This is a genomic window from Psychrobacter sp. van23A, from assembly GCF_030845275.1.
Taxonomy (GTDB): Bacteria; Pseudomonadota; Gammaproteobacteria; order Pseudomonadales; family Moraxellaceae; genus Psychrobacter; species Psychrobacter faecalis.
In genome coordinates, this window is record NZ_CP132595.1 from 1,147,562 (window position 1) to 1,169,966 (window position 22,405).

Sequence of the window (22,405 nt, forward strand, 5' to 3'; positions counted from 1 at the left end):
TTACAGTATTTTGAGTTGTTGCCTTTTGGATCAAGTAAATTTAAGGCTAGGTTGATTGAAGGTGAGTATAAATTGACGATAACTGATATGAAAATTTGCGGGTAGACATGAGTGAGTCAATGGAAATTTTAAGGTTGTTTGAATCAGATGGCCGAATGAATAAATTCCAAAATTTATTTAAACAGCTCACCTATGTTCTGTCAGAAGAAAACATTAAGTATGTGATTATTGGCACAGTAGCATACTCAGAGTATGCACCTCCTCGTGCGACCACCAATATTAATTTCATGATCTCTGAAAGTGACTGCTATAAACTTGAAAGCATTCTTAAAGAACATGAGATTGATTTTATATGGAATGCCTACCAACAGTTACTGATTGCTGTCAAAGATGATAGTGATGAGACTAAAAAATATCCTCTCGCACTTTCATTCCAAATCATCACTAAAGGTCTTACATTTAATCAGCCCATACCTAGAGAGATATTTGGTGTGGCTGATGTACCTGTTGCCGGCCCTGAGGTATTAGTGGCGTTATGGTGCCTGGCTGTCAGTAAGGGATATTCTAAGTCTTATTACGACGCTCAGATGTTCATCAAGCTACAGTTAGCAGACGTTGATAGATGCGCTGCTGTGATTGACAGTCTTCAGGAGAGTGATGCTGATAAAGTATTACGTTCAATTCTCACAGGTAATGCTATGCATGTCGATAAAATAGATATGGATGAAGTACTTATTATGCCGTCTGAACTAATCCAAACTCATGAAGAGATTGAGCGGGCGAAAGCTCATCGCTATAACGCATCACAAGAGCGTCGGCGTCAATTGCACGAAGGGATAAAACAGGTAAAATAATACTATGGTTTGCGCTTTTATTATACTGACGTTATAAGCTGGTGAAATGGGCGAATAATAAAAGCGCTAGTTTAAAGCTACACGTATTTAAGCAGACTGCTCTAATGCATTCTTACAAGCCTCGGCCAAATAAGGATCAACGGTATCTTGTTTCAATAGCCACTTCAAATATCCAGCACCATCCGAGTGAGTCGCTAAATCTGCAATAGCCTCACCCTTGTGCTTACCAAAACTTAAGTGCGTGGGTACACGCGCTATTTCGCTAAATTCATATAAGCTCTCCACATCACTTATCTCATGGCCTTGGCTATTCGCCAAGTCAATCAGACTACCAAGCACCAGCTCAGTGAAGTAAATATCAGCAATGGCAGCATGAGCATCTCTTGCTTGAGCACGGGCTATATCACGGTGAAAGTGGTAGAGGAGGGATACTAGCTTATGGCTTTCAAGCGTAGGAAGCAGGAAGTTAGCCATCGCATTGGTACATATTAATTTAGGCGTATGAGTTACGCCCGCATTTTTAAGAACGGCCATATCAAAATCAATATTGTGACCAATCAAATACTCAACACTGCTAGGTAATTTGAAGTCTGTATGAGGTGGTTCATCTGCAACATCCTCATCACAGATATGTGATATCGCCATAGAGCCCAAGCTGATTTCTTTAAGTGGGTTAAAACGCTTCGCTCTTGGTGCCTGTAATACAGTCACCTTGCCATTAATGATATCAACAATAGAGTAGGCGGCCTCGGTCATGTGCGGATCAACAAGTCCGGTTGTTTCAGTGTCAAGTATGTATGTGGTCATAACTAGCCTTACTTTTTTGAATTCGTTATAAATGGCGACATTATATCAGTCAAACTCTAATGATCTATTAATGAAAAGTCAGGCTATTTTAAATGCCTGACTTTTCTATGGTTAATCCTTTTACGTATTAACTTTATTTGCCTGCTAAAAAGTTAGCTATGGCGTACCAGCATGACCAACTTTAACCTGAGTAGATAGCATACGACCTCTGGTCTCAGCGGTACGTGATGCTTCATCCCAATCAGGTGCTGCACACATGAACAAGGTTTTGCCATCTTGTCCGCCAAGTGCCACTGCAAAAATACCATCAGGTGCGGTATCAACGACTTCTAAAATTTCCCCGCCTTCTTGAATACGAACAGCACGCTGGTTCAAAGTATCTGCAATCCAAACAGCGCCCTCGCTATCTAAGGCAAGACCATCAGGTAAGATACTCGCGTTTTCTATGCGCACCCCTAAATTTGGCTCATCTCCTAGTTCTCCGAAGTTCGCAAAGTCACGCTTCTCTCCTAAAGTCCCATCTTCTTTGATATCGAATTTTGAAATTTTATTACCAAATAGCTCATTGACGATTAATGTCTTTTGGTCAGCAGAAACGACCATACCGTTTGGAAAAGCTAAGCCTTCTGCCACAATCTGTGAGTGGCCATCAGGCTTCACCAATATAAGAGCCGCATGTTTATGGTCGGCACCACCCATCAAATCAAAGCCAAAGTTACCGACATAAGCATCACCATTAGGTGCAACGACCATGTCATTAGCATGTCCATCACAGTGCTCCCAGATATCAGCATGAACGACTAACTCGCCATCGTCTTCTAGGCGTAAGACTTTGCGATCTTTCATTGAAACCACTAGCATACGACCGTCAGGTAGCCAGCCCAAACCAGAGGGTTGTTGCTCAATATGGACAATTTTTTCTGCGACGCCTTGATCATTCACACGGTAAACGCCTTTGGTATAAAAATCGACAAACCATAAGGCGTCTTTATACCAGCGAGGTCCTTCTAAGTAATGAAAGCCATCGACGACCACGTCTAATTTGTATTCTGACATAACTATTTCCCTTCAGTAGTGGATATCTTCCTTGATAAATAACACTGTTTTAAATAATGCGAGTTTCTTTTTTAGAGTATCTCCTCATATATTGCTGTTACCTCATTTAACGTCATATCTTTAGGGTTAGTCGCGATTAGCCTAGCATAAGTATTTATAACGATGTCTGCTAAGGCAGGGATGTCTTGGTCTGTGATATCTAATTCGTTTAAGCGATATTTAAGGCCACTCGTCTCTAAAAATATTTTTAACTGTTTGATAAACAAGCTTGCTGCCTCTAAGTCTGTCATACCCAAGGTCTGAGAGGGCATAACAGCATGAGCTAGCTCTGCATAAAGAGGGGCTGCTGCTGATAAGTTAAAGGTGAAGACACCGCACATAACAAGCGCATTGGCATGTCCATGCGGGATATGAAAGTTGATACTAAGCGGGTAGGAAAGTCCGTGTACTGCAGCTACCGAAGAATTCACGAAGGCTATACCAGCCAAAGTTGAGCCTAGTAGCATGTTAGAGCGAGCGTTGATATCGTCGCCTTGGTTTAATACTTTCTCAAAGTTATTCCAGAGCATCTGTAAGCCTTTAACAGCCAACGCATCTGAAATAAGATTCTTTTTAGTACGACTCGTGTACGCTTCAACACAGTGAACCATGGCATCTAAAGCGGTTGCAGCAGTGATATGTCGAGGTAGCTTAAGAGTAAGTGTCGCATCTAGAATGGCGACATCAGGCAGGATTTTGGGAGTGTATATGGCTTTTTTGCTACCATCTTTTGCTGTGATGACTGAGACAAAGGTGGCTTCTGCACCAGTACCAGCGGTGGTCGGTATCGCAAACAAAGGTAGTTTGTTAAAGCCACTAACATCTTTATCTAAAATGTCGTTTACCGATTCAAATTCGTTTGGATGTAATGCGACGATTTTTGCAGTATCGATAGAGCTGCCACCGCCTAAGCCGATAACCAAGTCACAGCTGTTGTCTCTGGCAATTTTAATAGCGTCATTGACGATTGCAACAGGTGGATCAGCTACAACACTATCGAATACGACAACATTAACACCAGCTTCTTGTAATGATTGCTGAGCAATATCGACATAGCCCAGCTGAGCGATTCCAGAATCTGTAACAATAATAGCGGACGTTGCACGATACTGCTTAGCTAATGTACCGAGCTTTTGACGCATGCTGTCAGCTTCACTGATGATATGACCATTGGTATAAAACTCAATCCCTGTCATTCTATGCTTCCTTGTATAGACGAGCGAGTACTTCAAGCACTCATGAGCCTAATATAACAGGGAAGTTTTTACATATCTATAAGACAATTCTGAATTGCCTAAGACTTTATCTTTATTAGGTGTTATTAGTAAACCAATCACACTCTAGTCTATATTCATTAAATTACCTCCTCTGTAAGAATATTGCTTTTAATCAAGCCATTTTTTAATTGAAAGATTTTTAAATATTATTCTTACATTTCAAATTAAATAACTTTATATTCTAACCTAGAATATTTTCTTCTAGGTTGCTCGTTATAATAGCTTTTATGATAAAAATATAGACTTGCCATCATGACTGCTTCTCTTAATAATTGTCCTTTAAACGATACTTCCTCTATTGCCCAAGCCTGTGCAATTACCTTTCAAGGTAATGCCAGTAATAACTTACAGCAAGATGCTTTTTTCTTTTTGGACAACTGGTATCAAGAAGACTTAGGGATGATGGCAGTGACATCGTTTGCATCACCATTTTGTTTAGCAGCATCTGACGGTGTGGCAAGTTCCAGCCACTCACAAAATTGCTCAAAGGCGGTGGTAAAAGCGATTAGTCGGTTGTGCAGTCATAGTTTTCAGACTATAACCGAGAAGGGATGGCGGGGAGCTTATATAGCATTACTGAATGCTTTGCCTTGACCACTGATGACAGCTATACAAGCAGTGAAGCACCAGAGAGCATCTCTCGAAAGATTGATGTTAATAGCGGCGACTGTCTCTTGGTTTGTACGGATGGTGTTCATGATTTAGTGCCAAGTCATGATTGGCAACCTGTCAGTGCGGAAACAGATTTACAGAAATGGCTAATCGCTCTTGAAAATCAGGTCTATGATTCAGATGGCAATGCTTATGATAATGCTACAGCAATCTTGGTTCGTTTTGATTGAACATATTTTTTAAAGCTCGCTTCATAATTTACTACTTAACTGAGCAACCTATATGCCTACATATCCAATCGCTAATTATAAAAAATCAGAACGCCTATTTGCTTTATATCAATGTTTGCCTCGGAGTGAAGCTGATGCTATGTCATTAACAGAGCTTATGGTTGGTTATGGTGACGATTCAGATGATTTCGCTAATGAACGTAAAAACTTAGAGAATGATCTGATTGCCTTAAACCAAACTTTTAACGATGTTTTTTATAGTGATGCCTTGGTTCGAGTACCAGCGTGGGGTGAAAATATTAGTGGACAGACAGCACGGTTTTATATTGAGCCGAGCTTTAGCATCGATATTATCAATGAGCAAACGGTGTTCTTTTGGGAGATGCTAGATAAATATACCGCAAACTATTTACCAACCTCTTTTAAGCAAAGTATTGCAGATAAGCTCACCCAGTTAGGCCGGCAGAATAAAGATGGTTTCAATCAAAGTAAGCTAGGTCAATGGCAAGATTATCTCATTACCTTACCGAGCATAGTACAGGCACCGACGCTTAAAAATGATGTGATGGCAAGCATTCACCAAGCTCTGTTAAATAGACTGCAACTTAAAATAAGCTATCAAAATAAATGGCATGGCAGTTCTACTGAAAGAGTCATCTATCCTAAAGGGCTTATCTTTATTGACAATATGATCTACCTCACAGGTTTTAATCTTACTGATGATCATATCGATGATGAGGTACTGCTAAAAGCGCATCGTAATTTTGCGGTTAATCGTATTACTGAAGCAGTAGTTATAGATAAGGTGGTACCTGATTGGGTAGGGAGAAATGCTTTTTCATTAGAGTGTTTGAATAAATTGGGTAAGTTAGAACCTACTGATAATGTTCAGATCAAACTGGTTTTAAGGGTACAGAAATATGCCTGTCAGCACTTATTCGAGCGTCCATTATCGCAAAGTCAGCAGATTACGGTTATCGATAGTACTTGGAATCAAGTCAGCGCTACTGTGGCTAATACGCTTCGTCTGCAAGATTGGTTGGTGAGTATGTCGCAGCTGGCAGTGGTGGTAGAACCAAATGAGCTTAAAACAGTGATTCTTGAGCGTTTAAAGAGTGGACTAGAGCTTTATGAGCATTAGTAAAATACTATGTACTAAATAGCTATTAATAAATTATAAGGAAGCGTAATTGTGAGCGAAGTCCAAACTTTAATAAATGAAGTCAGCCAAAAAGTCCAAGCTTTAGAAACGGCGCAAGCACTTTATAGTCGCCAGCTTTCACCAGATTTTAATACTTTTGATTATATCAATACCGATGAATTAGGACTTAGTCGTATCTTAGCGGCTTTGCTTGATCCAAAAGGCAGTCATGCCCAGCAAGAAACCTTTTTAAGATTATTTATTGAGCATTGCTTACCTGATATGTACAAAGCTCCAGAATGGCAGGTTTTTCTTGATAGTATTGATAAAACAAAGGTTTTTATTGAGCAAGTTACATCAAGAAATAATAGCCTACGCCGTATGGACATTTATCTACAGTGCCAGGTTGGTGATGACAGCTATGGTGTTTGTATTGAAAACAAACCTTATGCGGCAGACCAGTTTGAACAGTTAAAGGATTATGCCGAGGAGCTTGAAAAAAGACATCCTAAAGCTTGGCATTTAGCATATCTGAATGAGTCTGTTAACGGCCCAAGTGAATATAGTATCAAAGCTGATGATTTGAAAGCTTTAACAGATAAGAAAAGATTTACGCATCTTCGTTTTAGCGAATTATTAGGTTGGCTAAAAGCATGCCAAGTCGAATGTCAGAATCATAGCGTTTGCGAGTTTCTTGCACAGCTAATTAAATTTATTCAAAAGCAGTTTATGGGGATAGAGGATATGAATGAAGACAATGCAGTTTTAGATATTATTCAAAAAAATGCAGCGACCATCGATGCCAGTATCAGGGTATCTAATACTGTGGATAGAATGAAGAAAGCTCTTATAGCAAAGTTGAAAATAGACTTATTAGCAAAATATAAAAAAACGGATTATGAGTTGGACTTCACTTATCTTGGTGAAGGCAAAAGGTATGAACAGATTAGATTTATAATTCCTGGCTGTGACACAGGGTATATTTGCTTTGAGTTTCAGGGAGCAAGCTTTGACCGTCCTTGTCTAGGTATCGCATTCATTTCCGCAGAAGCAGCAAGAGCTTGTCCATATGAGGAAAAAATGAGAACAGTTTTAAATGAAGTATTGACAGACAAAAAGATTCTTTCATCATCATCATGGCCAGCATATTATTACTTTTATCCACAAGATTGGAAGGGTTCGAGTGAAGCATGGGTAATGATAAACGAAGACACGATGGCAGATAAGATTTTAGTAGAAGTAAATAGAGTTTTTAACGCTTTAAAAGCCAGTAATTGTTTGATCAAATATTGATTAGACAAATCTAGCTTTAAAATGCCTTGCTCAATAATCATGTCTCAACTCAATGAAGGAATATAGTTTATGTCAGAAATTAAGAGTAATACTGATGTGCAACCATGGATGACAGAGCTTTGGGCATGGGCTGATAAGTTTAAGATTCCTGAGGAAGTGTTGCCACGTGATCACGCTAATCTATTGGTGTTAACAGACCTGAGTATTGATTTTAGCCAGTTAACTAAGTTACCTGAAAGTATTAGCCACTTATACAACTTAACCAATCTCACGCTAAACGGCGAAGTGCTTGAGAAGTTACCAGGGTCATTAGGGCTGCTAAGCCAGTTAGAAAAGCTTACGGTTAATAGTCATAAAATACAGCAGTTTCCTGACAGCATCGCTAATCTTGAGAATCTACGCTTGATAGATGTTCCCAATCAGTTAATCAGTCGATTACCAATAACTATCATTGAAAAGTATCGCAATAATGAGTTGTGGATTAAAAATATTGCTTTTACAAAGTTGTACGCGCCACAAATGAGCGAATATGACTTATCTCGTTATGGGTTTTTTCTTATTAGTGATAATTGGGATGAAAAATAACTAATTGATCTGAGGTTCAAAACAGCGTCAGAGTTCTTACTCGGTTTGCAAACGACTGAAAAAACTATTAAGCAATTTGATGTGGTGGATGGCATTATTATTTGCCAGCTTGATGAAGTGCAAAACGTCATGAATTTGTTTGAAACTACTTTCAACGAATTTATGGGTAACGACCCTACAGATATTAAAAAGGCGCTAAGTTTTTCGAAACCTGCTAAGTTTATACAAGCTAGCACATTAGAAATGTCTAAATCAGACCAAGTACTCAGTCAGATTATTGATCAGATTCCTAAAGATATTACTATAAAAGATATGATGTTTAAAACTGAAAGTAACCGCCATTTTACGTTTGATGAGTTCAAAGTTATATCAGATACTATTGATAATATGAGTGTAGAGGATGAACATGTTTTCTATAGTACAGAAGTTGTCGATAAGCCTAAGTACTGTTGAATGGGTATGATATATATGGTTTTGTAGTTGTATTAAGTATAAATATAGCTTGAATGAGTTCGTCAGCATCGTTGCCAGGTAATCACTTAAAAAGAAAAGAATATAGAAGGTGAGAGGTATGAGTACAGCTTTATTCAACGATTTTATCCAAGCTCAAAATACTGTTTATCCATCGGTTATTAAAGAGTTAACCGAAGGGCAGAAGCGCACGCATTGGATGTGGTTCATTTTTCCACAGGTGAAAGGCTTGGGGCGCAGTACAATGGCTCGGCGTTTTGCAATTGGGAGTCTAGAGCAAGCAAAAGAGTATTTGCAGCACGACATGCTTGGAGCACGGTTGAGAGAGTGTGCTGAATTACTATTATTGCATCCTGATAAAAGTGCTTTAGAAGTTTTCGGATCAATCGATACGCTGAAATTACACTCTTCGCTTACGTTATTTACTTTAGCATCCTCTAATAAAAAATGTGTTTTTGACGAGCTTTTGGATCAGTATTTTGAAGGCAGTTACGATATAAACTCTATCAGAATGTTAAAGCAAATCGATGATCAGCAATCTAGGTAAATAAAACCGAATGATTTTTCAAAAGGAGATGTAACCCTTAGGGAAGATCAAAATTCAATAAACTAACTATGCTAGATGTTAAATCTTTTAGAGACTGTGCAAGCGCTCTACAGTCGTTAACTCTCGTCAGAACTTGATACTTTTGACTACCTTCAAACTCCTTAATGATCAGTGAGCATAACCATGAAGTATCAGATTGATGACTCGTATAGAGATGATATACCTAGTGCTGTTCTATATCGACAAACCATGGATCATTACCCAAAGTCTGCTATTGGTTGCTTTATCATCAGTGATGTTTGGGATGAGGAGGCGCTAATAGAGTTAAAAGAGAAGTCAGAGGCTTGGTTTTTAGTAGGCTTGCAAATAGATGATAGTGAATTTAAGCGCTTAGATATTATAGAGGGCGTTATTAGATGTCAGCCTAATGAAGTAGATAAGGTCATTAGAGTACTTGATGTAAACTCTGCAAGTACCATCATCGGTATAGATGTTGTGGATATCAAAAGTCTGTTTGAGTATGGCAATTCATTCCAGTTCATTCAAGCAAGTGCCACAGGTGAATCTATATCGAAATCAGTAAAGGCAGCTACACAGCAGTTAGTTAGTCAATTTATAAAAGCTCGTCATGCTAAGAGACTGTTAGTTACCATAGAGAGTATCGAAAGTCCCTCACTAGAAGTCTTTTCTTATATATCAGAAGCTGTTGAAGCATTATTATCTAATGATGCGTATATATATTACAGCTCAAGAATCACTGATGAGCCAGACTGTTTTTGTTTAAAGGCGTTATATGCTGAAGAGTAGGTAGAGGTCCCGAGCTAAGAGTTCGTCTTTAGTTGAAGTACTATTTTTGATGTTTCCAGTTTTCCTGGTTTAATGGCATTTGGTTGAGTAAATCTCGTCTAGATCGCCAGTCTGGCATGTAAATGTCGAGTAGAGCTTTAAATCTATCGTTGTGCTGCCTTTCTTTGAAATGTAGCAGTTCATGCAAAATGATATATTCCAAACAGGGCAGAGGCTTTTTAGCTAAATCTAAATTAAGCCGTATATTTCCTTCTTCTACATTACAGCTGCCCCATTTTGTTTTCATTTTTTGGATCTGCCAGCTATTTATAGTGACGTCAGTTTTCTTTGACCACTTATCGATAAGATCGGGTGCTCTAGCTTTTAGTCGGCCACGATAGTATTCAGTCAATACCTTAAGTTTTACTTCCTCTGAGGCATCAGTGTTTACGGTTAGGACAAGCTTACCGCCCTTTAGTTTGATCGTCTGAGATTTGAGGGTATCGCTCTCAATCACTTGAAGTCGGTAACGCTTGCCCCAAAGATAATGCGTCTCTCCATTTACCATCTCCCTTGTAGATTGACGCTCTTGCTTGGCAAAGGCAGCCTGCTGACGCCGAATCCAGGGTATACGGTGGATGACAGCCATCCGAATGGCCGTATCGGTCATAGCATCAGGTGCAGATACTCTGACCTGTCCATCAGGTGGCATCACGCTGATATGTAGGTTTTTAATATCCTTGCGAGTTAGATGTATATCTAGCTCACCAATTTTAATAAAGGCTGACTTAATAATCACTGATATTCCTGTTGTGCTTTCACCAAACTAATCAGCTCTTCTAAGTCAGTATCAACTTCATATTCTTTGATGACCTGATGCACCGCATTTGTAATCTTGCGCTCTTTAATTAGATGACCTTGCCAATCAGCCTGTTTATGGAGGCGAATAGCTGCATCAACTTTATCTGCCAAGTCTTCATTCTGATCCAAATTATCATATAGTGCGCGTTTAGCAGGGGTGTTAATGGTCTCAGGGTATGCGTCACCACCTGCACTGCCAGTCGGGTTAATTACTTTAGAGGCTAGCTGGCGTATTTTTTGTAAGTACTCAGCGTAAGCAATGGCTTTTTGTCGGCGTAGCTCAATGAGCTCATCGAGTAGGGCAGACATATGCTCGTAGTACTTTGGGTTGACGGGGTTTTCATCGACAATCGTTTTGCGCACGTTATTTTCGATGGTCTCTGCGACGTTTTCAGGGTTGCTCGCTATATCCTCAGGTATGGCTTTGATTAAAGCTTCAGGCCCTTGATTGACAATTAACTCAATAAGTCCTAAATCTTCAAAGTCGATAACCGTCTCACTAGGGGTGGCATGAATATAAGTGTCTAACATCCTACGCATGGTCGGCTCGTAGCTTTTCATATCGATATGGTCGCCACTCATAAGCTTGATGTTATTACGAACCGACTCAAAGTGCTTTACATCATCTTTGATGCGTTTGATCTCCTGATCGTTATATCCCGCTTCCGCCATTTCATTGGCAATATTTCCATAAGCACGTATCAGTTTGGAGACGCTTTTGTACAGGGTGAGTCTAAGCTGTTCTTGTTCTATTTTTTCAGCCTCAGTCGTGCCCTCGCTAGGACAAAAGTAAGCACCATAATCTTGTGTATTTCTAGGGTGTTTAACAGGTTCACACAGTCCTCTGACCATCTCTAGGGCATCATCTAGGTTTTGTTTTGCCGCAGTTAAGCGGTTCTTTAACAGCCCATCAATATCTTCATCTTCGTATTCCGAAAACGCGCCTTGCGTATAGTCAGAGATAGTACTATTTAAAGACTGAAATAGATCCTGATAATCAATGATATAGCCATAGTCTTTTTCTGCACCATCGAGTCTATTAACCCGGCAAATAGCCTGAAAAAGGTTATGATCAGCCATCTTTTTATCAATATATAGATAAGTAGCAGAAGGGGCATCAAATCCTGTTAGCAGTTTATCGACGACTATTAGTAGGCGCATTTGACCTGGTTCTTCGATGAAGCGTTTTTTAACTGACTTTTCAAAGTCCTCGGCCTTAGAACCTGCTTCTTGTTCGCTTATATCATAATAATCAGCAATCATCCTGCGATAGATTCGATATTTGAAAAGCTTCTCTGTCATGCCTTCGCCAGTTTCTTCCCCTTTGATGCTATCTGCAGTTGGTAAGTAACTGGTCACAATTGCCACTTTGCCTTTCAAGAAAGAGTTCTCAAAGGCCTCATAAGATTTACAGGCTTGATAAATACTATTGCACACAAGCATGGCATTGCCATGACCATCCATAAGCCTTGGCTTTTTCTGCATATCGAGCAAGATGTCATTGACGATGCACTCTATGCGCGACTGGCTAGACAGAACCCGCTGCATGGTTCCCCATTTTTGCTTAAGCTGGCTTTTAGCAATATTGGTTAAGCCACGAGTATGAGCATCGAACCATTCATCGACTTTCTTAGAGGAGGTAAGCTGTTGATCGATATCACGTGCTTCATACAGGAGGTCCAATACCACACCGTCAGCAACTGCTTCATCGAACTTGTAGGTGTGAATAAAGGGTCCAAATACTTCGATAGATTTCTTCTTATCTTTTTTGAGTAGTGGCGTGCCGGTAAAACCGACAAACATCGCTTCTGGCAATAATGCCTTCATAGCGCTGTGCAGCTTGCCAGACTGAGTGCGGTGACACTCATCAACAAAGACAAATAAATCGCCCTTAGGGCTAAAGTCTGACGGTAAGCTGGCTTGAATTTCCTTTATAAAGTCGTCTGTGTCTTTACTGTCATGGCTATCATCATCACCGCCGCGACCAAATTTATGAACTAAGGAGCAGAGCAACCAAGGGTTAGGCTGATTTAACTGGCTAATAAGATCAGCACCGCTCTTGGTGCGATATATTGATTCATCGACACCAAAAAAGACCTTCTCAATTTGTTCATCAAGCTCGGTACGGTCAGTAATAATGAGTACACGGCTATTGGTAACATTCTCCCGTATCCATTTAGCCAGCCAAACCATGGTCAAGCTTTTGCCTGAGCCTTGGGTATGCCAAACAATCCCATCCTTGCGCTGAGCAATGTGTTTTTTTGCCGCCTGTATCCCGAAATACTGATTGTGTCGGCAAGTCTTTTTGACACCCGAATCAAAAACAATGAAGTTATTGATGATGTCTAAAAATCGGTGCTTATTGCACATATGATATAGATGGAAGTCTAAGGGCTGATCGGTGAAGTTAGCGTTTGCTAAAGTAAGATGCGTCGGTACGCTAGAATCAGACTGGGGCGTATGATTGGGGTTGGCTTCTTTCCATTCTAAATAATACTTCTCAGGCGTTTCGATCGTGCCATAGCGTAAACCTTGGGTATCATTACCTGCCATAACCAATTGAATAGTGCTAAAGAAGCTGCGAATAAATTCTTTCTTTTGGTTGTCTAGGTTCTGATGAATGCCTTCGGTGACGTTGATGGTTGAGCGTTTAAGCTCGATCACGCCCAGTGCAATACCGTTGACATAAAGGACAATATCGGGACGTTTTTTATTTTCGCCATTGATGGAGACTTCTTCGGCAATGGCAAAGTCATTGACCTCTATGTTGTCCCAATCAATCAACCAGACGGTCTCTTTATGATCACCAGTACCTTCTTTTTCTTTAATGCCATAGCGCAGTAGTTCATAGACCTTTTTATTGGCATCGTATAATTTAACGCCACTGCCTATAGCGGCTGCTTTTTCTAGAGCGTTTATGGCTCTATTTTGCAGCGTACGGCTGACGTTACGTGAGCTTAGCCACGCCGCTAAAATCTCGGACTCAATGTTTTTGTTATTAGGTCGGTCTTTGAAGTCGCCTAGATAACGGTAGCCTAGTGTGTCGGTAAAGAATCGTACGACACGGTTTTGTGTGAGTTTTTCTATGTCAGTGACGTTACTCATGATTCAGCGTCCTCTGAAATTAGATTAAGACCTTGCATCAAAATCTCTAACATTTCATCTTCATGAGTTTGGATCATTGTTTTATCCCATATTTCTTTTTTATTTTTAGTGTATTCAACCATTTTAAGTAGTTTTAAGCTATCAATTTGCCCATTTTCAATATCTCTACCATCTGAAAAATATTTCACCTTTACTTCAGGCATATCATTGCTTACTCGCGAGTTAAGGCTATGACTAATCAAACACAAATTGCCAAACGAATGAAGTAGCGTATCTTCTGTATTTTTATCATCTATAAAAAGTTTATCATCTCGTTTATTTTGAGGGTAAAAGTGTTCTATAGAGCTTCGAGCAGTAAATATAAATTTAGGCCCGTTACCCTTTTTCCAAAGCAAATAATCTAAATAATTAAATACGAAGATATTACGAATATTGCCATACCTAAGATAATGCCTAATATGTGTACGTAAACTATCAGGATTCAAATTATCGTCAGTATCTTTAGATAGGACTTGATTAAAGTCTGAGGTTTGATAAATGATTTGGTGATAATTATCTCGTTCATTAGTTAAATAGAGTCTTAACATAAATGCACGAGCAAGTCCTTCTAGATATTGGATATACTTGTCACCGTTAATAACTTGTTTACCATTCAAGTCATAACTTTCTTTAAAGCTGTTATGTAGATAGTACAGGCTAGCATTCAACCAATGCTTATAGTTCATGGTTGGCGCTGACACGTGAAAAACGCTCTGCAACATTATCAGTTTTTTATTAGTTTTCTCATCTTCAAAACTGTTATAAAAATCTAGAGGGCGGTCTTTGCCTCTTTTTTCTAATTTTTCTAATGACCAATGCTTATCATCAAGTGGTTTACGCTTGATCACGTATTTATCAAATAAGAACTTAGTTTTAAGTAAAGCATAAATAAATTTTGTAGTCTGCTCATAGGGTTCTGCTACATCCCTACCTATAATATATTTTTCAAACTGTGGTAACAACTGCTTATCATCTAGTGAGATGTCTACTAATTCGCCATCTGTATTTAGCATAATCTTTAGAACATGCAATAAGAAGTTTGGAAAATTGACTACGCTGTAATAAATCTCACTGTCATCATCTTTGTTCTTATTTTTGTCTTTAGGGTTAGGAGGAATAACCGTGTCTTCATCAAATAAAATTTTGTGTAATGATAAACTTGAGTTAGCCGTTTCACCTTTAATAGGGTTAGCAACTTTCTGATTTAGGTTGCTTTGCTTAAGTGCTTCATCTTCTGCATTATTTTTATAATGCGCTAATAGATCTTGGAATTTCATCGCTGTAAGATTATTCCATCCCCCTGAAAATATAGCTGTGCGTAGGCTAGTATTAAAACCATACTGCACATACTTATTCATGTTGGCGCAGGCTTCCCAAACATCATGAATTAGGGCTTTAGCTAATTTTTTATCATCAGTTTCTATATCCTTTTCCTTCGCTTCTTCAATAATTGATAACAACCGCGCCTTTATAATTTCATGCTTTTCTAACTGTTCACCTCGGTTATTCATCACTTCAAAATAATGGTTTAGGTCTGTTTCCTCAGGTACAGGTACTTGAGCTATTAGTACTTTTTCAAATAGATATGTACAGAATTGATTCAGAGTTATTTTAGAGCTTTTAGTCTTATCATCTATTTTGAAAGACTGTTGTAAGACCTCTTTTATTATTTTAAAACCATCTAAAATAGCTCCATTTAGGCTCTCATACTTTAAATCTGTTTCTTGCGTACCATCAAAAAGTAGCTGAAGAGTTTCGTGTGATTGAGGACGACTTTCAAAATATATATTAGGTTTTTTAAAGTCTAGTAAATATTGGGCACAATTAGAGTTCTCATTGTTATCTAAACATAGGGCTAGAAGGGTAAGTGTAGTCAGCCTCTGTTGACCGTCTATGACTTCTAGTGTGCCATCCTTTCTTTTAAACACAACAAGAGTACCTATATAATAAGGAGCGTCTTTTTGACAAGCATCTAGCACGTCATCAATGAGCGCTTGAATCTCACCCTTACCCCAAGCATAGTTGCGCTGATACATAGGAATCAGGTATGAGTGCTCTGTAAGTAGCTGTTGTAGGTTTAGTGAGAGTACTGATGGTTCTGTCATGTCATAAGTCCTAGAAAAATTTAGCTCAAATAATCATTAAACTAAATAGTTTAGATGCTTAAATAGTTTATAGATTTTATAGTGTTTACTTGCACTATCAGCATCTTCATTAATTGGTTTATTATTTTTATCAACAGCTGTTTTATTGATAGAAAGTTTGTTGGTGACTAAAATCTCTTTAGCAGAGATAGATTGTTGAATAATTCTAAATATCCCATCATAACTTTTGGCAGTATTATCCAGCGTAGATAGCCTAACTGCGTACTCAGTCAAGCGCATGCTATAAGCCCAAATGAATATAGCCTCAATAGCTTGCGACAAATCCTGCGTACCGAATTTATCAATATAATAAATCAATGCGTTATCGAATAAATTACGGCTATATTTATCGCCTTTTCTGTGGCCTTCGCTATAAGTATTAAGCGTATGGATAATGGCAGAAGCTCGCGTATTCAAAGTGTGATTGCTCAACACAACGGAACAGCAGCTACTATCAGTATCCATAATGGCGTGGCAGTCTGTGTCCTTTAACTTACGGAGAGTAGCATCATAAACGGGCGCTTGTTTTATCTGTTTGATCAAAGTGTGATAGTGCTGAACCATATCAAAAAATCGCTGCCCATTAACAATGGTTTGATCAAGCTGAAAAGGGTAAGGCATGATTTGCTTATCAATAACTCGGTCCGAGCTGGCGTTATATTGATCAATATAGTGCTTAGTGATAAGCAGGGTTTGAGCGTACGGAGGTAGATGGTCTTTATCTAAGTTAATTCCTTTAAAGACATCGATATGATTTTTGGTAAAAGAACGAGCAGACTTACGCTGCGACCAATGTTTGATTCTAAACAAGTGATGGGCGAATAACTTCGCTAGCTTGTCATCATCTAATTTTTCCCAATACGCTACCGTCTTAGCTTTTAGTTCCTGATCATCGGTATCAAACTCACGCAAATGAAAAGCCTTAAGCAAGTCATGCGGATAAAGCTCTTTGCCGCGGGAGTTCTGTGAGTCAAAAAACTGAAACGCTTCTGACTCATCTTCTAAGATAAAGATGACGACTTGACACTTATGTAGCAAAAAGTCGATATGGTCGGTACTCAGCTCTCCACGGCTGATAATGCGTAGTATCTCTTGAAAGTTTGTATGCAGATTATAGACAGAGATATCACTGGCAAACTTTTGCCGTTCAGCCAGCTTTGGTACGCTCTGAGTAAGATTACCTAATACCTCGCGAATCGTTTGCTCAGATTCAGGCTGAGTTGAGTCATCAAGATGATAATGTTTGATAATTGCCATGACCGTCAGCATCAGTGTCAATGTGCGCTGCTGACCATCGACGATATTAAGAACAACGTTGCCCTCATCGTTTTCAGATCTATGCAGTACGATAGTGCCCAGTCGATAGGCGGGCTTGTCGCTTTGGGTTTTGATATCGTTGAATAAACTAGCGATATTGTGCTGATCCCATTTGTAGGGGCGCTGATACTCAGGGATAGTTAGGCGGCTTTCATTCAGCAGGTCGGCTACGGAGACGATAGTTTCATGCTCTAAGGTTGTGGAGTCACTCATGCTTGCAGCTCGCCTTTACTAGCTAACGTTTGGGTGTCTGACTTAGCAGATGAATCTAGCAACCGCACCTTGCCAGTCAACAGCTGCTGCATCATGCCTTGCTTGATGTCTTTGGTTTTCCCCAAGCGCTGCTGCAGTGCTTGAATCTCGGCATCCATATCGGAGAGAGTAGTGGCGATGGCAGTTTGTTCTTTCTTAGATGGAAATAGAAAAAGTAAGTTTCTTAAAATTGTCAAATTTAAACCTCCACGACCCCCATCTCCAGTTGAAAGCGAACGTAACTCTTCATAACGTGTGTCAAGGTTGTAGTACAAATATTCTGAATCAAATTCTTTAGATGGTAGAATTGCCCCTATTGATTGATTCGTACATAAAGAAATTTTAGAAATGGCAACAGTTCCACGAGTTTTACCTTGCCCAGCAAGGCCAATTAGAATGGAGTTTTTAGGAATGTACTTTGTACTACTATTTTCTAAGCCTTTATCAGTAATTCGTTCTTTAACATCGTAAACCTTTTTCAAATGGAGCTCTCCTGAACTCATCCATGGGTGTACGCCTCCCCAATATGAGCGTACTGTTGTGCTTGGAGTTCCTCCCGATGTACAATCTGTAAAGCTTTTTACTTTTCTAACCTCCCAATCCTCAGGAATCCGCCCCAACTCAGTCTGTTTAAACCCTTTAGCACTACCATCTGCATTAGTAGCAAACTCAGGTAGGCGAGTTTTGCCCGTGATTAGCTGTTGCATCGTCCCCGTTTTAATCACTTCTTTTTTGGCAATCAGCTTTTCTAGTGATTGGATTAAGTTATCGACATCAGATAGGGCAGTGGCGATAGCGGTTTGTTCAGACTTTGGAGGTAGAGGAATTGGGTACGCTTTGAGTGCAGGAAGCTCTACTCCTGTTTGACCTGAAGATCGACGTGATAGTAGCTCCATTAATTGGAAAAGCTTTTCTGTCTTTAAGAAGTAGTAAAGATACTCACGCTGAATATCATTGCTCGGTGTAGCTTTGATGAGTGCAACATTATAAGCTCCTTCAATACCTCTAAGAATTTGAAAAATGGGTGGACCATATCGACCAATCATAATATCAGTGTTTTTACATTTCTTATTTGCCAAGTGCTCAGGTATATAAGTTTCAAAATTAGATGTTTTGTAATCTCTAATTTGGATTAACCGAATATAACTAGGGCGAGGGGAAAATATAAAAGTGCTTCTAGGGGGCTGAGAGCCACCAGAAAATGAAGCAACATCATCAATAGTTAATAGTTTCCAGTCCTCAGGAATAACACCAACCTCAGTTTGTTTATAGCCCTCAGGTATTTTAACCTCACTCATTACGCCACTCCCATCGCTTGCAGATGCGCTTGTACTTTTTGGCTTAACGTCTCTACTTCATCGACGATTTGCGATAAGGGCTCAGCATAACGCTCATCCAGCTCCTTGATACGATTAGCAAGCTGAGCGGTGATACGCTCAATCTCATCTTCGATACGCCCTTGTAGCGTGGCGTGCCATTTATCCTCGATTAGTAACGTTTTAATAGCCGCTTCATCCAAAGTTGGATAGTGCTTAAATACCGCCACATCCAATGCCTCTTGTGCTTCTTTTAGTGATTTCTTGGCATTGGCTTCTGCATCGAAATACGTCAGCAGTTGTTTTAAAGCAGTGATTTCTTCGCTATCGGTGGCGAGCTTGAGACGAGCATTGACGCTCGATTTAGTAAAGCTGCCTTTGTCAGTGGCGGCATCTGCTAGCAAGCCTTCTTCATCTCCATGCTCTTCCGTATAGTCAGCTATGGTACTTGAAGCAGTATCTAGCTCAGCTTGTAGCGCATCGATATGGGCTTGCTCATCGCTATAGTAGCGGTCGATGATTAGCGCTGGCGGGATCAGCTCGGCTTTGTACTTGACCTTATTGATAATCAGGTCAGGCTCTTCTTTAAGCTTTTCACCTTTAGCCACGACCAGCTTGCGTAGCTGACTGCCGATAGTCCAGCCATCTTGGCTAATAGCATAGATGTCGTCCTGCAAGCTCTCACTCCAGTAGTCCATCAATATTTGATAGATATCATATTTATCGAGAAGGGGCGCTACCTCGTAGCGCTGTAGCAGATCTTCACTAATTTTGTGAATAAGCGCTTTAGGTCTATCGCCTTTGGTGATTTCATTTAACTGGGTAGCTTGCCACCAGTCATTGAATGGCGTTAAGCTCTGCTCAGCAAAGGCAATAAACTCAGGATGAGCCAATACCGCTGCTTTGACTTCTGTCGATGCCACAAGACACTCACGATAACCTTCACGCAAATCAGAAAATAGCGTCTGGCGTAAGGTAGGTAGTACTTGCCAATAAGACTCTAGAGAGTCGATATCTGCGACAGGGATACCGCCTTTTAAATGCGCGTTCAGATTATGCTGATCTTCATCGATACTGGCATCGATATAGCGAGGAATGTTTAAGTTATAATCGTTTTCAATGATTTCATCCAGCTCAATCATTCGGCTATAGCCTTCTAGAGCGATTTGAGAATTAAAGACATCAACGATTTTGTGGATATCTTGACTACGTAGGCGGTTTTTATTGCCATCTTTCATGTAGCCGCGGCTGGCATCTATCATAAACAGACCCGCATCACCTTTTGCTCGGCTCTCAGCAGTATTTTTATCTATCACGATGACACAAGCAGGGATGCCTGTACCGTAGAAGAGGTTGGCTGGCAAGCCGATGATGCCTTTAATGTAGCCTTGCTTGATGAGGTTCTGACGTATATGTGCTTCAGCGTTACCACGGAACAGCACACCATGGGGTAGGATCACTGCGCCAACACCAGTGCTTTTTAAACTTTTGATAATATGTAAAAGAAAAGCATAATCACCGTTCTTCTCAGGCGGAATACCCCAAGTGAAACGGTCAAACTCATCGGACTCTGGGTTTAAGCCACTGGTCCAGTTTTTATTACTAAAAGGCGGGTTTGCCACGATGAAATCAAACGTCTTGAGTTGACTGCCTTCTACAAAGTGCGGAGAGGATAGGGTGTTGCCTTTGTAGATATCAGCACCCGTCGCCCCATGCAATATCATGTTCATCTTTGCCAATGCGGTAGTGGCAAAGTCCATTTCTTGACCATAGATAGTCAAGCCACGTGGCGCTTCATCACTGACCTTTAATAGCAGGGAGCCTGAACCACACGCAGGGTCATACACCGTCGCATCTTGTGGTGTATTGTCGTCAACGCCGATAATCTTCGCCAAAATACGTGACACTTCTGATGGCGTATAAAACTGTCCCTTTGATTTGCCAGATTCTGTAGCGAAGTGACGCATGAGGTACTCGTAAGCATCGCCTAGTAAGTCATCACCATCAGCACGGTTGCCTGATAAATCCAATCCTTCAAAGATACCAATCAGCTTCGACAAGCGATCGACATGCTCTTTGCCTGTACCGAGCTTTTCTTCATCGTTAAAGTCAGCAACATCAATGACACCGCGCAAACCGTTGGCTTCAGCCAGCTTAGCGATAATCTTGTCGACCTTTTCGCCAATTTCTTTGTCACCTTTCAGCGCGACCATATCATCGAAGCTACCGCCTTCTGGTACTAAGATGTCGCCAAAGGCATCGTTTTTATATTTATCAGACACATACTTCATAAATAGCATGGTCAATACGTAGTCTTTGTATTGGCTGGCATCCATGCCGCCACGTAATTCATTGCAACTTGCCCAAAGGGTAGAATAAATCTCGGTTTTCTTAAGTGCCATAGTTATAAATCTTATGATCAGAGGAGGTTTTATTAAATGAAAAATTATCGAAGAATGGTATCACATTACAGCTTGTTTGCTTGTCATATACACGAACATCTAGGATTGGTATTTGTCGACTCTAGTTTGGATTAAGTATAAATAAATAAGAAGTTTATTTGAATAGCATTAGAGTATTATACGTCATCTGTTGTCGTGAGAAGTCGATAGTAGCTTAAATGAGTATGGGAAACTTCTTTGACTAATGGTGCAGGCTTTTTGGTTATCAAAAAACCTACCCCCAAATCTTGGACGGTTGAAGTTTATTTCAATGACTGAGCAATAGCCTCAAACTGAGCTTGCGATATTGTGTGGTATTTCTTTCTAACATGTCTTACCATCAACACCAGCCATAAATCGACTGACAGCTTCTGATACATCCGAGAGAGAGTTTTCCGTGACATCGAGCTGCTCCAATGCTGTTAGATTGGTAACACTATCAGGCAAACTTTGTAGGCCATTGTGATAGAGTCCAAGACTTTTTAATTGCTTTAGATTGCCTATCGAGCTTGGCAGGGTTTTGAGATCAGAAGCACGTATCTCTAGTTTTTCAAGGTTTGTTAAATTTCCGATACTCTCAGGCAAAACCTTCAAATATTCATTGGCATATAGCTCAATAATTGTGAGTTTGCTTAGATTGCCAATAGCATCTGGTAACTCCTGAACCTGCGTTCCTCTCATATCAAAATGGGTAAGTGAAGATAGATTACCAAGCTCATTAGGAAGTCTCTCTAAGCTTTTTGAAAAGATGTTAAGCGCTTTAAGATTCTTTAGTTTACACAGCACCTTTGGAAACTCAGTGAAAGCGCAGTCCATATAAACCAGTGTCTCTAAGTTATCTAGTTGAGCAATCTGGTCCGGCAACTCATTAAAACCTCTGAGTCTAAGATACTTTAGATTTTTTAAATGGCCGATAGCGCTAGGTAATGGCTCAGTAGACTCACTTTCGCTTTGTAATACTGACTTATTATCAATATAACTATAACTCGTTGATTTTCCATATCCCAAATCCAGTCGCTCTAACTGGCGTAACGCTTCAGGTTCACGAGGGACGGTGCTGTCAGAGCTGCCTGCTATATTATGGTTATCAATCCAATCCCATATCTGTGTCATCCAGTCTTCAACGCCCGTATCTTGCTTGCTATTAGTGTTGTCATCTTGGTTGGTTTTACCGCTATATGCTGTCATAAGGTTGCCTTTTAATAATCGTTAAATGAGGTGAATGCATTCAA

Annotated in this window: 19 protein-coding genes; 9 read left to right on the plus strand and 10 right to left on the minus strand. The window is 39.9% G+C overall.

The window, feature by feature from the left end:
- Nucleotides 1-107: 107 nt before the first annotated feature.
- Nucleotides 108-854 (plus strand): hypothetical protein, encoded by a 747-nt coding sequence (locus RAH45_RS04995; protein WP_306495668.1) that lies wholly within the window; start codon nucleotides 108-110, stop codon nucleotides 852-854.
- 87 nt (nucleotides 855-941) lie between these two features.
- On the opposite strand, the gene RAH45_RS05000 is transcribed toward RAH45_RS04995, so the two are convergent.
- The 3 genes from RAH45_RS05000 to RAH45_RS05010 all read right to left on the minus strand — a co-directional run bounded on the left by RAH45_RS05000 (nucleotide 942) and on the right by RAH45_RS05010 (nucleotide 3,952).
- Nucleotides 942-1,661, minus strand: coding sequence for a 3'-5' exonuclease (locus RAH45_RS05000; protein WP_238049401.1), 720 nt, complete (start codon nucleotides 1,659-1,661; stop codon nucleotides 942-944).
- Nucleotides 1,662-1,817: 156 nt separating this feature from the next.
- Entirely contained in the window at nucleotides 1,818-2,717 is a 900-nt protein-coding gene (locus RAH45_RS05005; protein WP_306495670.1) for an SMP-30/gluconolactonase/LRE family protein, read from the minus strand.
- A gap of 71 nt (nucleotides 2,718-2,788) precedes the next feature.
- Nucleotides 2,789-3,952 carry an iron-containing alcohol dehydrogenase gene (locus RAH45_RS05010; protein WP_289048764.1) on the minus strand — a complete coding sequence of 388 codons (1,164 nt, stop codon included), beginning with the start codon at nucleotides 3,950-3,952 and terminating at the stop codon, nucleotides 2,789-2,791.
- 333 nt (nucleotides 3,953-4,285) lie between these two features.
- Between RAH45_RS05010 and RAH45_RS05015 the strand changes: the two genes are divergently transcribed.
- The 8 genes from RAH45_RS05015 to RAH45_RS05050 all read left to right on the plus strand — a co-directional run bounded on the left by RAH45_RS05015 (nucleotide 4,286) and on the right by RAH45_RS05050 (nucleotide 9,719).
- On the plus strand, nucleotides 4,286-4,627 hold the full coding sequence (locus RAH45_RS05015) for a hypothetical protein (RefSeq protein ID WP_289048765.1): 342 nt from the start codon (nucleotides 4,286-4,288) through the stop codon (nucleotides 4,625-4,627).
- Nucleotides 4,624-4,875, plus strand: a complete 252-nt coding sequence (locus RAH45_RS05020) for a hypothetical protein (protein ID WP_306495672.1) — start codon at nucleotides 4,624-4,626, stop codon at nucleotides 4,873-4,875. The genes RAH45_RS05015 and RAH45_RS05020 overlap by 4 nt, the downstream gene beginning before the upstream one ends.
- A gap of 139 nt (nucleotides 4,876-5,014) precedes the next feature.
- Entirely contained in the window at nucleotides 5,015-6,016 is a 1,002-nt protein-coding gene (locus RAH45_RS05025; protein ID WP_306495673.1) for a helix-turn-helix transcriptional regulator, read from the plus strand.
- A 51-nt stretch (nucleotides 6,017-6,067) separates the two neighbouring features.
- The gene (locus RAH45_RS05030; protein WP_306495675.1) at nucleotides 6,068-7,309 is read left to right on the plus strand and encodes a PDDEXK-like family protein; all 1,242 of its coding nucleotides are present in this window, start codon (nucleotides 6,068-6,070) and stop codon (nucleotides 7,307-7,309) included.
- Nucleotides 7,310-7,378: 69 nt separating this feature from the next.
- The gene (locus RAH45_RS05035; RefSeq protein WP_306495677.1) at nucleotides 7,379-7,894 is read left to right on the plus strand and encodes a leucine-rich repeat domain-containing protein; all 516 of its coding nucleotides are present in this window, start codon (nucleotides 7,379-7,381) and stop codon (nucleotides 7,892-7,894) included.
- Between the two features lie 45 nt (nucleotides 7,895-7,939).
- Nucleotides 7,940-8,347 (plus strand): hypothetical protein, encoded by a 408-nt coding sequence (locus RAH45_RS05040; RefSeq protein ID WP_289051563.1) that lies wholly within the window; start codon nucleotides 7,940-7,942, stop codon nucleotides 8,345-8,347.
- Nucleotides 8,348-8,465: 118 nt separating this feature from the next.
- Nucleotides 8,466-8,912, plus strand: coding sequence for a DUF1810 domain-containing protein (locus RAH45_RS05045; RefSeq protein WP_306495679.1), 447 nt, complete (start codon nucleotides 8,466-8,468; stop codon nucleotides 8,910-8,912).
- 183 nt (nucleotides 8,913-9,095) lie between these two features.
- Nucleotides 9,096-9,719 carry an FtsZ/tubulin family protein gene (locus RAH45_RS05050; RefSeq protein ID WP_306495681.1) on the plus strand — a complete coding sequence of 208 codons (624 nt, stop codon included), beginning with the start codon at nucleotides 9,096-9,098 and terminating at the stop codon, nucleotides 9,717-9,719.
- Between the two features lie 40 nt (nucleotides 9,720-9,759).
- Here the strand turns inward: RAH45_RS05050 and RAH45_RS05055 are convergent, their stop codons facing one another.
- The 7 genes from RAH45_RS05055 to RAH45_RS05085 form a co-directional block, all read right to left on the minus strand.
- Nucleotides 9,760-10,497, minus strand: a complete 738-nt coding sequence (locus tag RAH45_RS05055) for a M48 family metallopeptidase (protein ID WP_201559357.1) — start codon at nucleotides 10,495-10,497, stop codon at nucleotides 9,760-9,762.
- Nucleotides 10,494-13,664 carry a type I restriction endonuclease subunit R gene (locus tag RAH45_RS05060; RefSeq protein WP_306495684.1) on the minus strand — a complete coding sequence of 1,057 codons (3,171 nt, stop codon included), beginning with the start codon at nucleotides 13,662-13,664 and terminating at the stop codon, nucleotides 10,494-10,496. The genes RAH45_RS05055 and RAH45_RS05060 overlap by 4 nt, the downstream gene beginning before the upstream one ends.
- The gene (locus tag RAH45_RS05065; RefSeq protein WP_306495686.1) at nucleotides 13,661-15,808 is read right to left on the minus strand and encodes a DUF262 domain-containing protein; all 2,148 of its coding nucleotides are present in this window, start codon (nucleotides 15,806-15,808) and stop codon (nucleotides 13,661-13,663) included. Before RAH45_RS05065 ends, RAH45_RS05060 begins: the two co-directional genes overlap by 4 nt.
- A gap of 36 nt (nucleotides 15,809-15,844) precedes the next feature.
- On the minus strand, nucleotides 15,845-17,377 hold the full coding sequence (locus tag RAH45_RS05070) for a DUF262 domain-containing protein (RefSeq protein WP_306495688.1): 1,533 nt from the start codon (nucleotides 17,375-17,377) through the stop codon (nucleotides 15,845-15,847).
- Nucleotides 17,374-18,714 (minus strand): restriction endonuclease subunit S, encoded by a 1,341-nt coding sequence (locus RAH45_RS05075; protein WP_306495689.1) that lies wholly within the window; start codon nucleotides 18,712-18,714, stop codon nucleotides 17,374-17,376. Before RAH45_RS05075 ends, RAH45_RS05070 begins: the two co-directional genes overlap by 4 nt.
- Complete coding sequence (locus RAH45_RS05080) at nucleotides 18,714-21,134, minus strand: type I restriction-modification system subunit M (RefSeq protein WP_306495690.1); 2,421 nt, start codon at nucleotides 21,132-21,134, stop codon at nucleotides 18,714-18,716. The genes RAH45_RS05075 and RAH45_RS05080 overlap by 1 nt, the downstream gene beginning before the upstream one ends.
- Before the next feature lie 363 nt (nucleotides 21,135-21,497).
- Nucleotides 21,498-22,361 (minus strand): leucine-rich repeat domain-containing protein, encoded by an 864-nt coding sequence (locus RAH45_RS05085; RefSeq protein WP_306495692.1) that lies wholly within the window; start codon nucleotides 22,359-22,361, stop codon nucleotides 21,498-21,500.
- Between the last annotated feature and the right edge of the window lie 44 nt (nucleotides 22,362-22,405).

Coding starts and splice junctions, on each gene's coding strand:
- RAH45_RS04995 (WP_306495668.1), top strand. CDS start 108: ATGAGTGAGTCAATGGAAATTTTAAGGTTGTTTGAATCAGATGGCCGA.
- RAH45_RS05000 (WP_238049401.1), bottom strand. CDS start 1,661: ATGACCACATACATACTTGACACTGAAACAACCGGACTTGTTGATCCG.
- RAH45_RS05005 (WP_306495670.1), bottom strand. CDS start 2,717: ATGTCAGAATACAAATTAGACGTGGTCGTCGATGGCTTTCATTACTTA.
- RAH45_RS05010 (WP_289048764.1), bottom strand. CDS start 3,952: ATGACAGGGATTGAGTTTTATACCAATGGTCATATCATCAGTGAAGCT.
- RAH45_RS05015 (WP_289048765.1), top strand. CDS start 4,286: ATGACTGCTTCTCTTAATAATTGTCCTTTAAACGATACTTCCTCTATT.
- RAH45_RS05025 (WP_306495673.1), top strand. CDS start 5,015: ATGTCATTAACAGAGCTTATGGTTGGTTATGGTGACGATTCAGATGAT.
- RAH45_RS05035 (WP_306495677.1), top strand. CDS start 7,379: ATGTCAGAAATTAAGAGTAATACTGATGTGCAACCATGGATGACAGAG.
- RAH45_RS05045 (WP_306495679.1), top strand. CDS start 8,466: ATGAGTACAGCTTTATTCAACGATTTTATCCAAGCTCAAAATACTGTT.
- RAH45_RS05050 (WP_306495681.1), top strand. CDS start 9,096: ATGAAGTATCAGATTGATGACTCGTATAGAGATGATATACCTAGTGCT.
- RAH45_RS05060 (WP_306495684.1), bottom strand. CDS start 13,664: ATGAGTAACGTCACTGACATAGAAAAACTCACACAAAACCGTGTCGTA.
- RAH45_RS05065 (WP_306495686.1), bottom strand. CDS start 15,808: ATGACAGAACCATCAGTACTCTCACTAAACCTACAACAGCTACTTACA.
- RAH45_RS05070 (WP_306495688.1), bottom strand. CDS start 17,377: ATGAGTGACTCCACAACCTTAGAGCATGAAACTATCGTCTCCGTAGCC.
- RAH45_RS05075 (WP_306495689.1), bottom strand. CDS start 18,714: ATGAGTGAGGTTAAAATACCTGAGGGCTATAAACAAACTGAGGTTGGT.
- RAH45_RS05080 (WP_306495690.1), bottom strand. CDS start 21,134: ATGGCACTTAAGAAAACCGAGATTTATTCTACCCTTTGGGCAAGTTGC.
- RAH45_RS05085 (WP_306495692.1), bottom strand. CDS start 22,361: ATGACAGCATATAGCGGTAAAACCAACCAAGATGACAACACTAATAGC.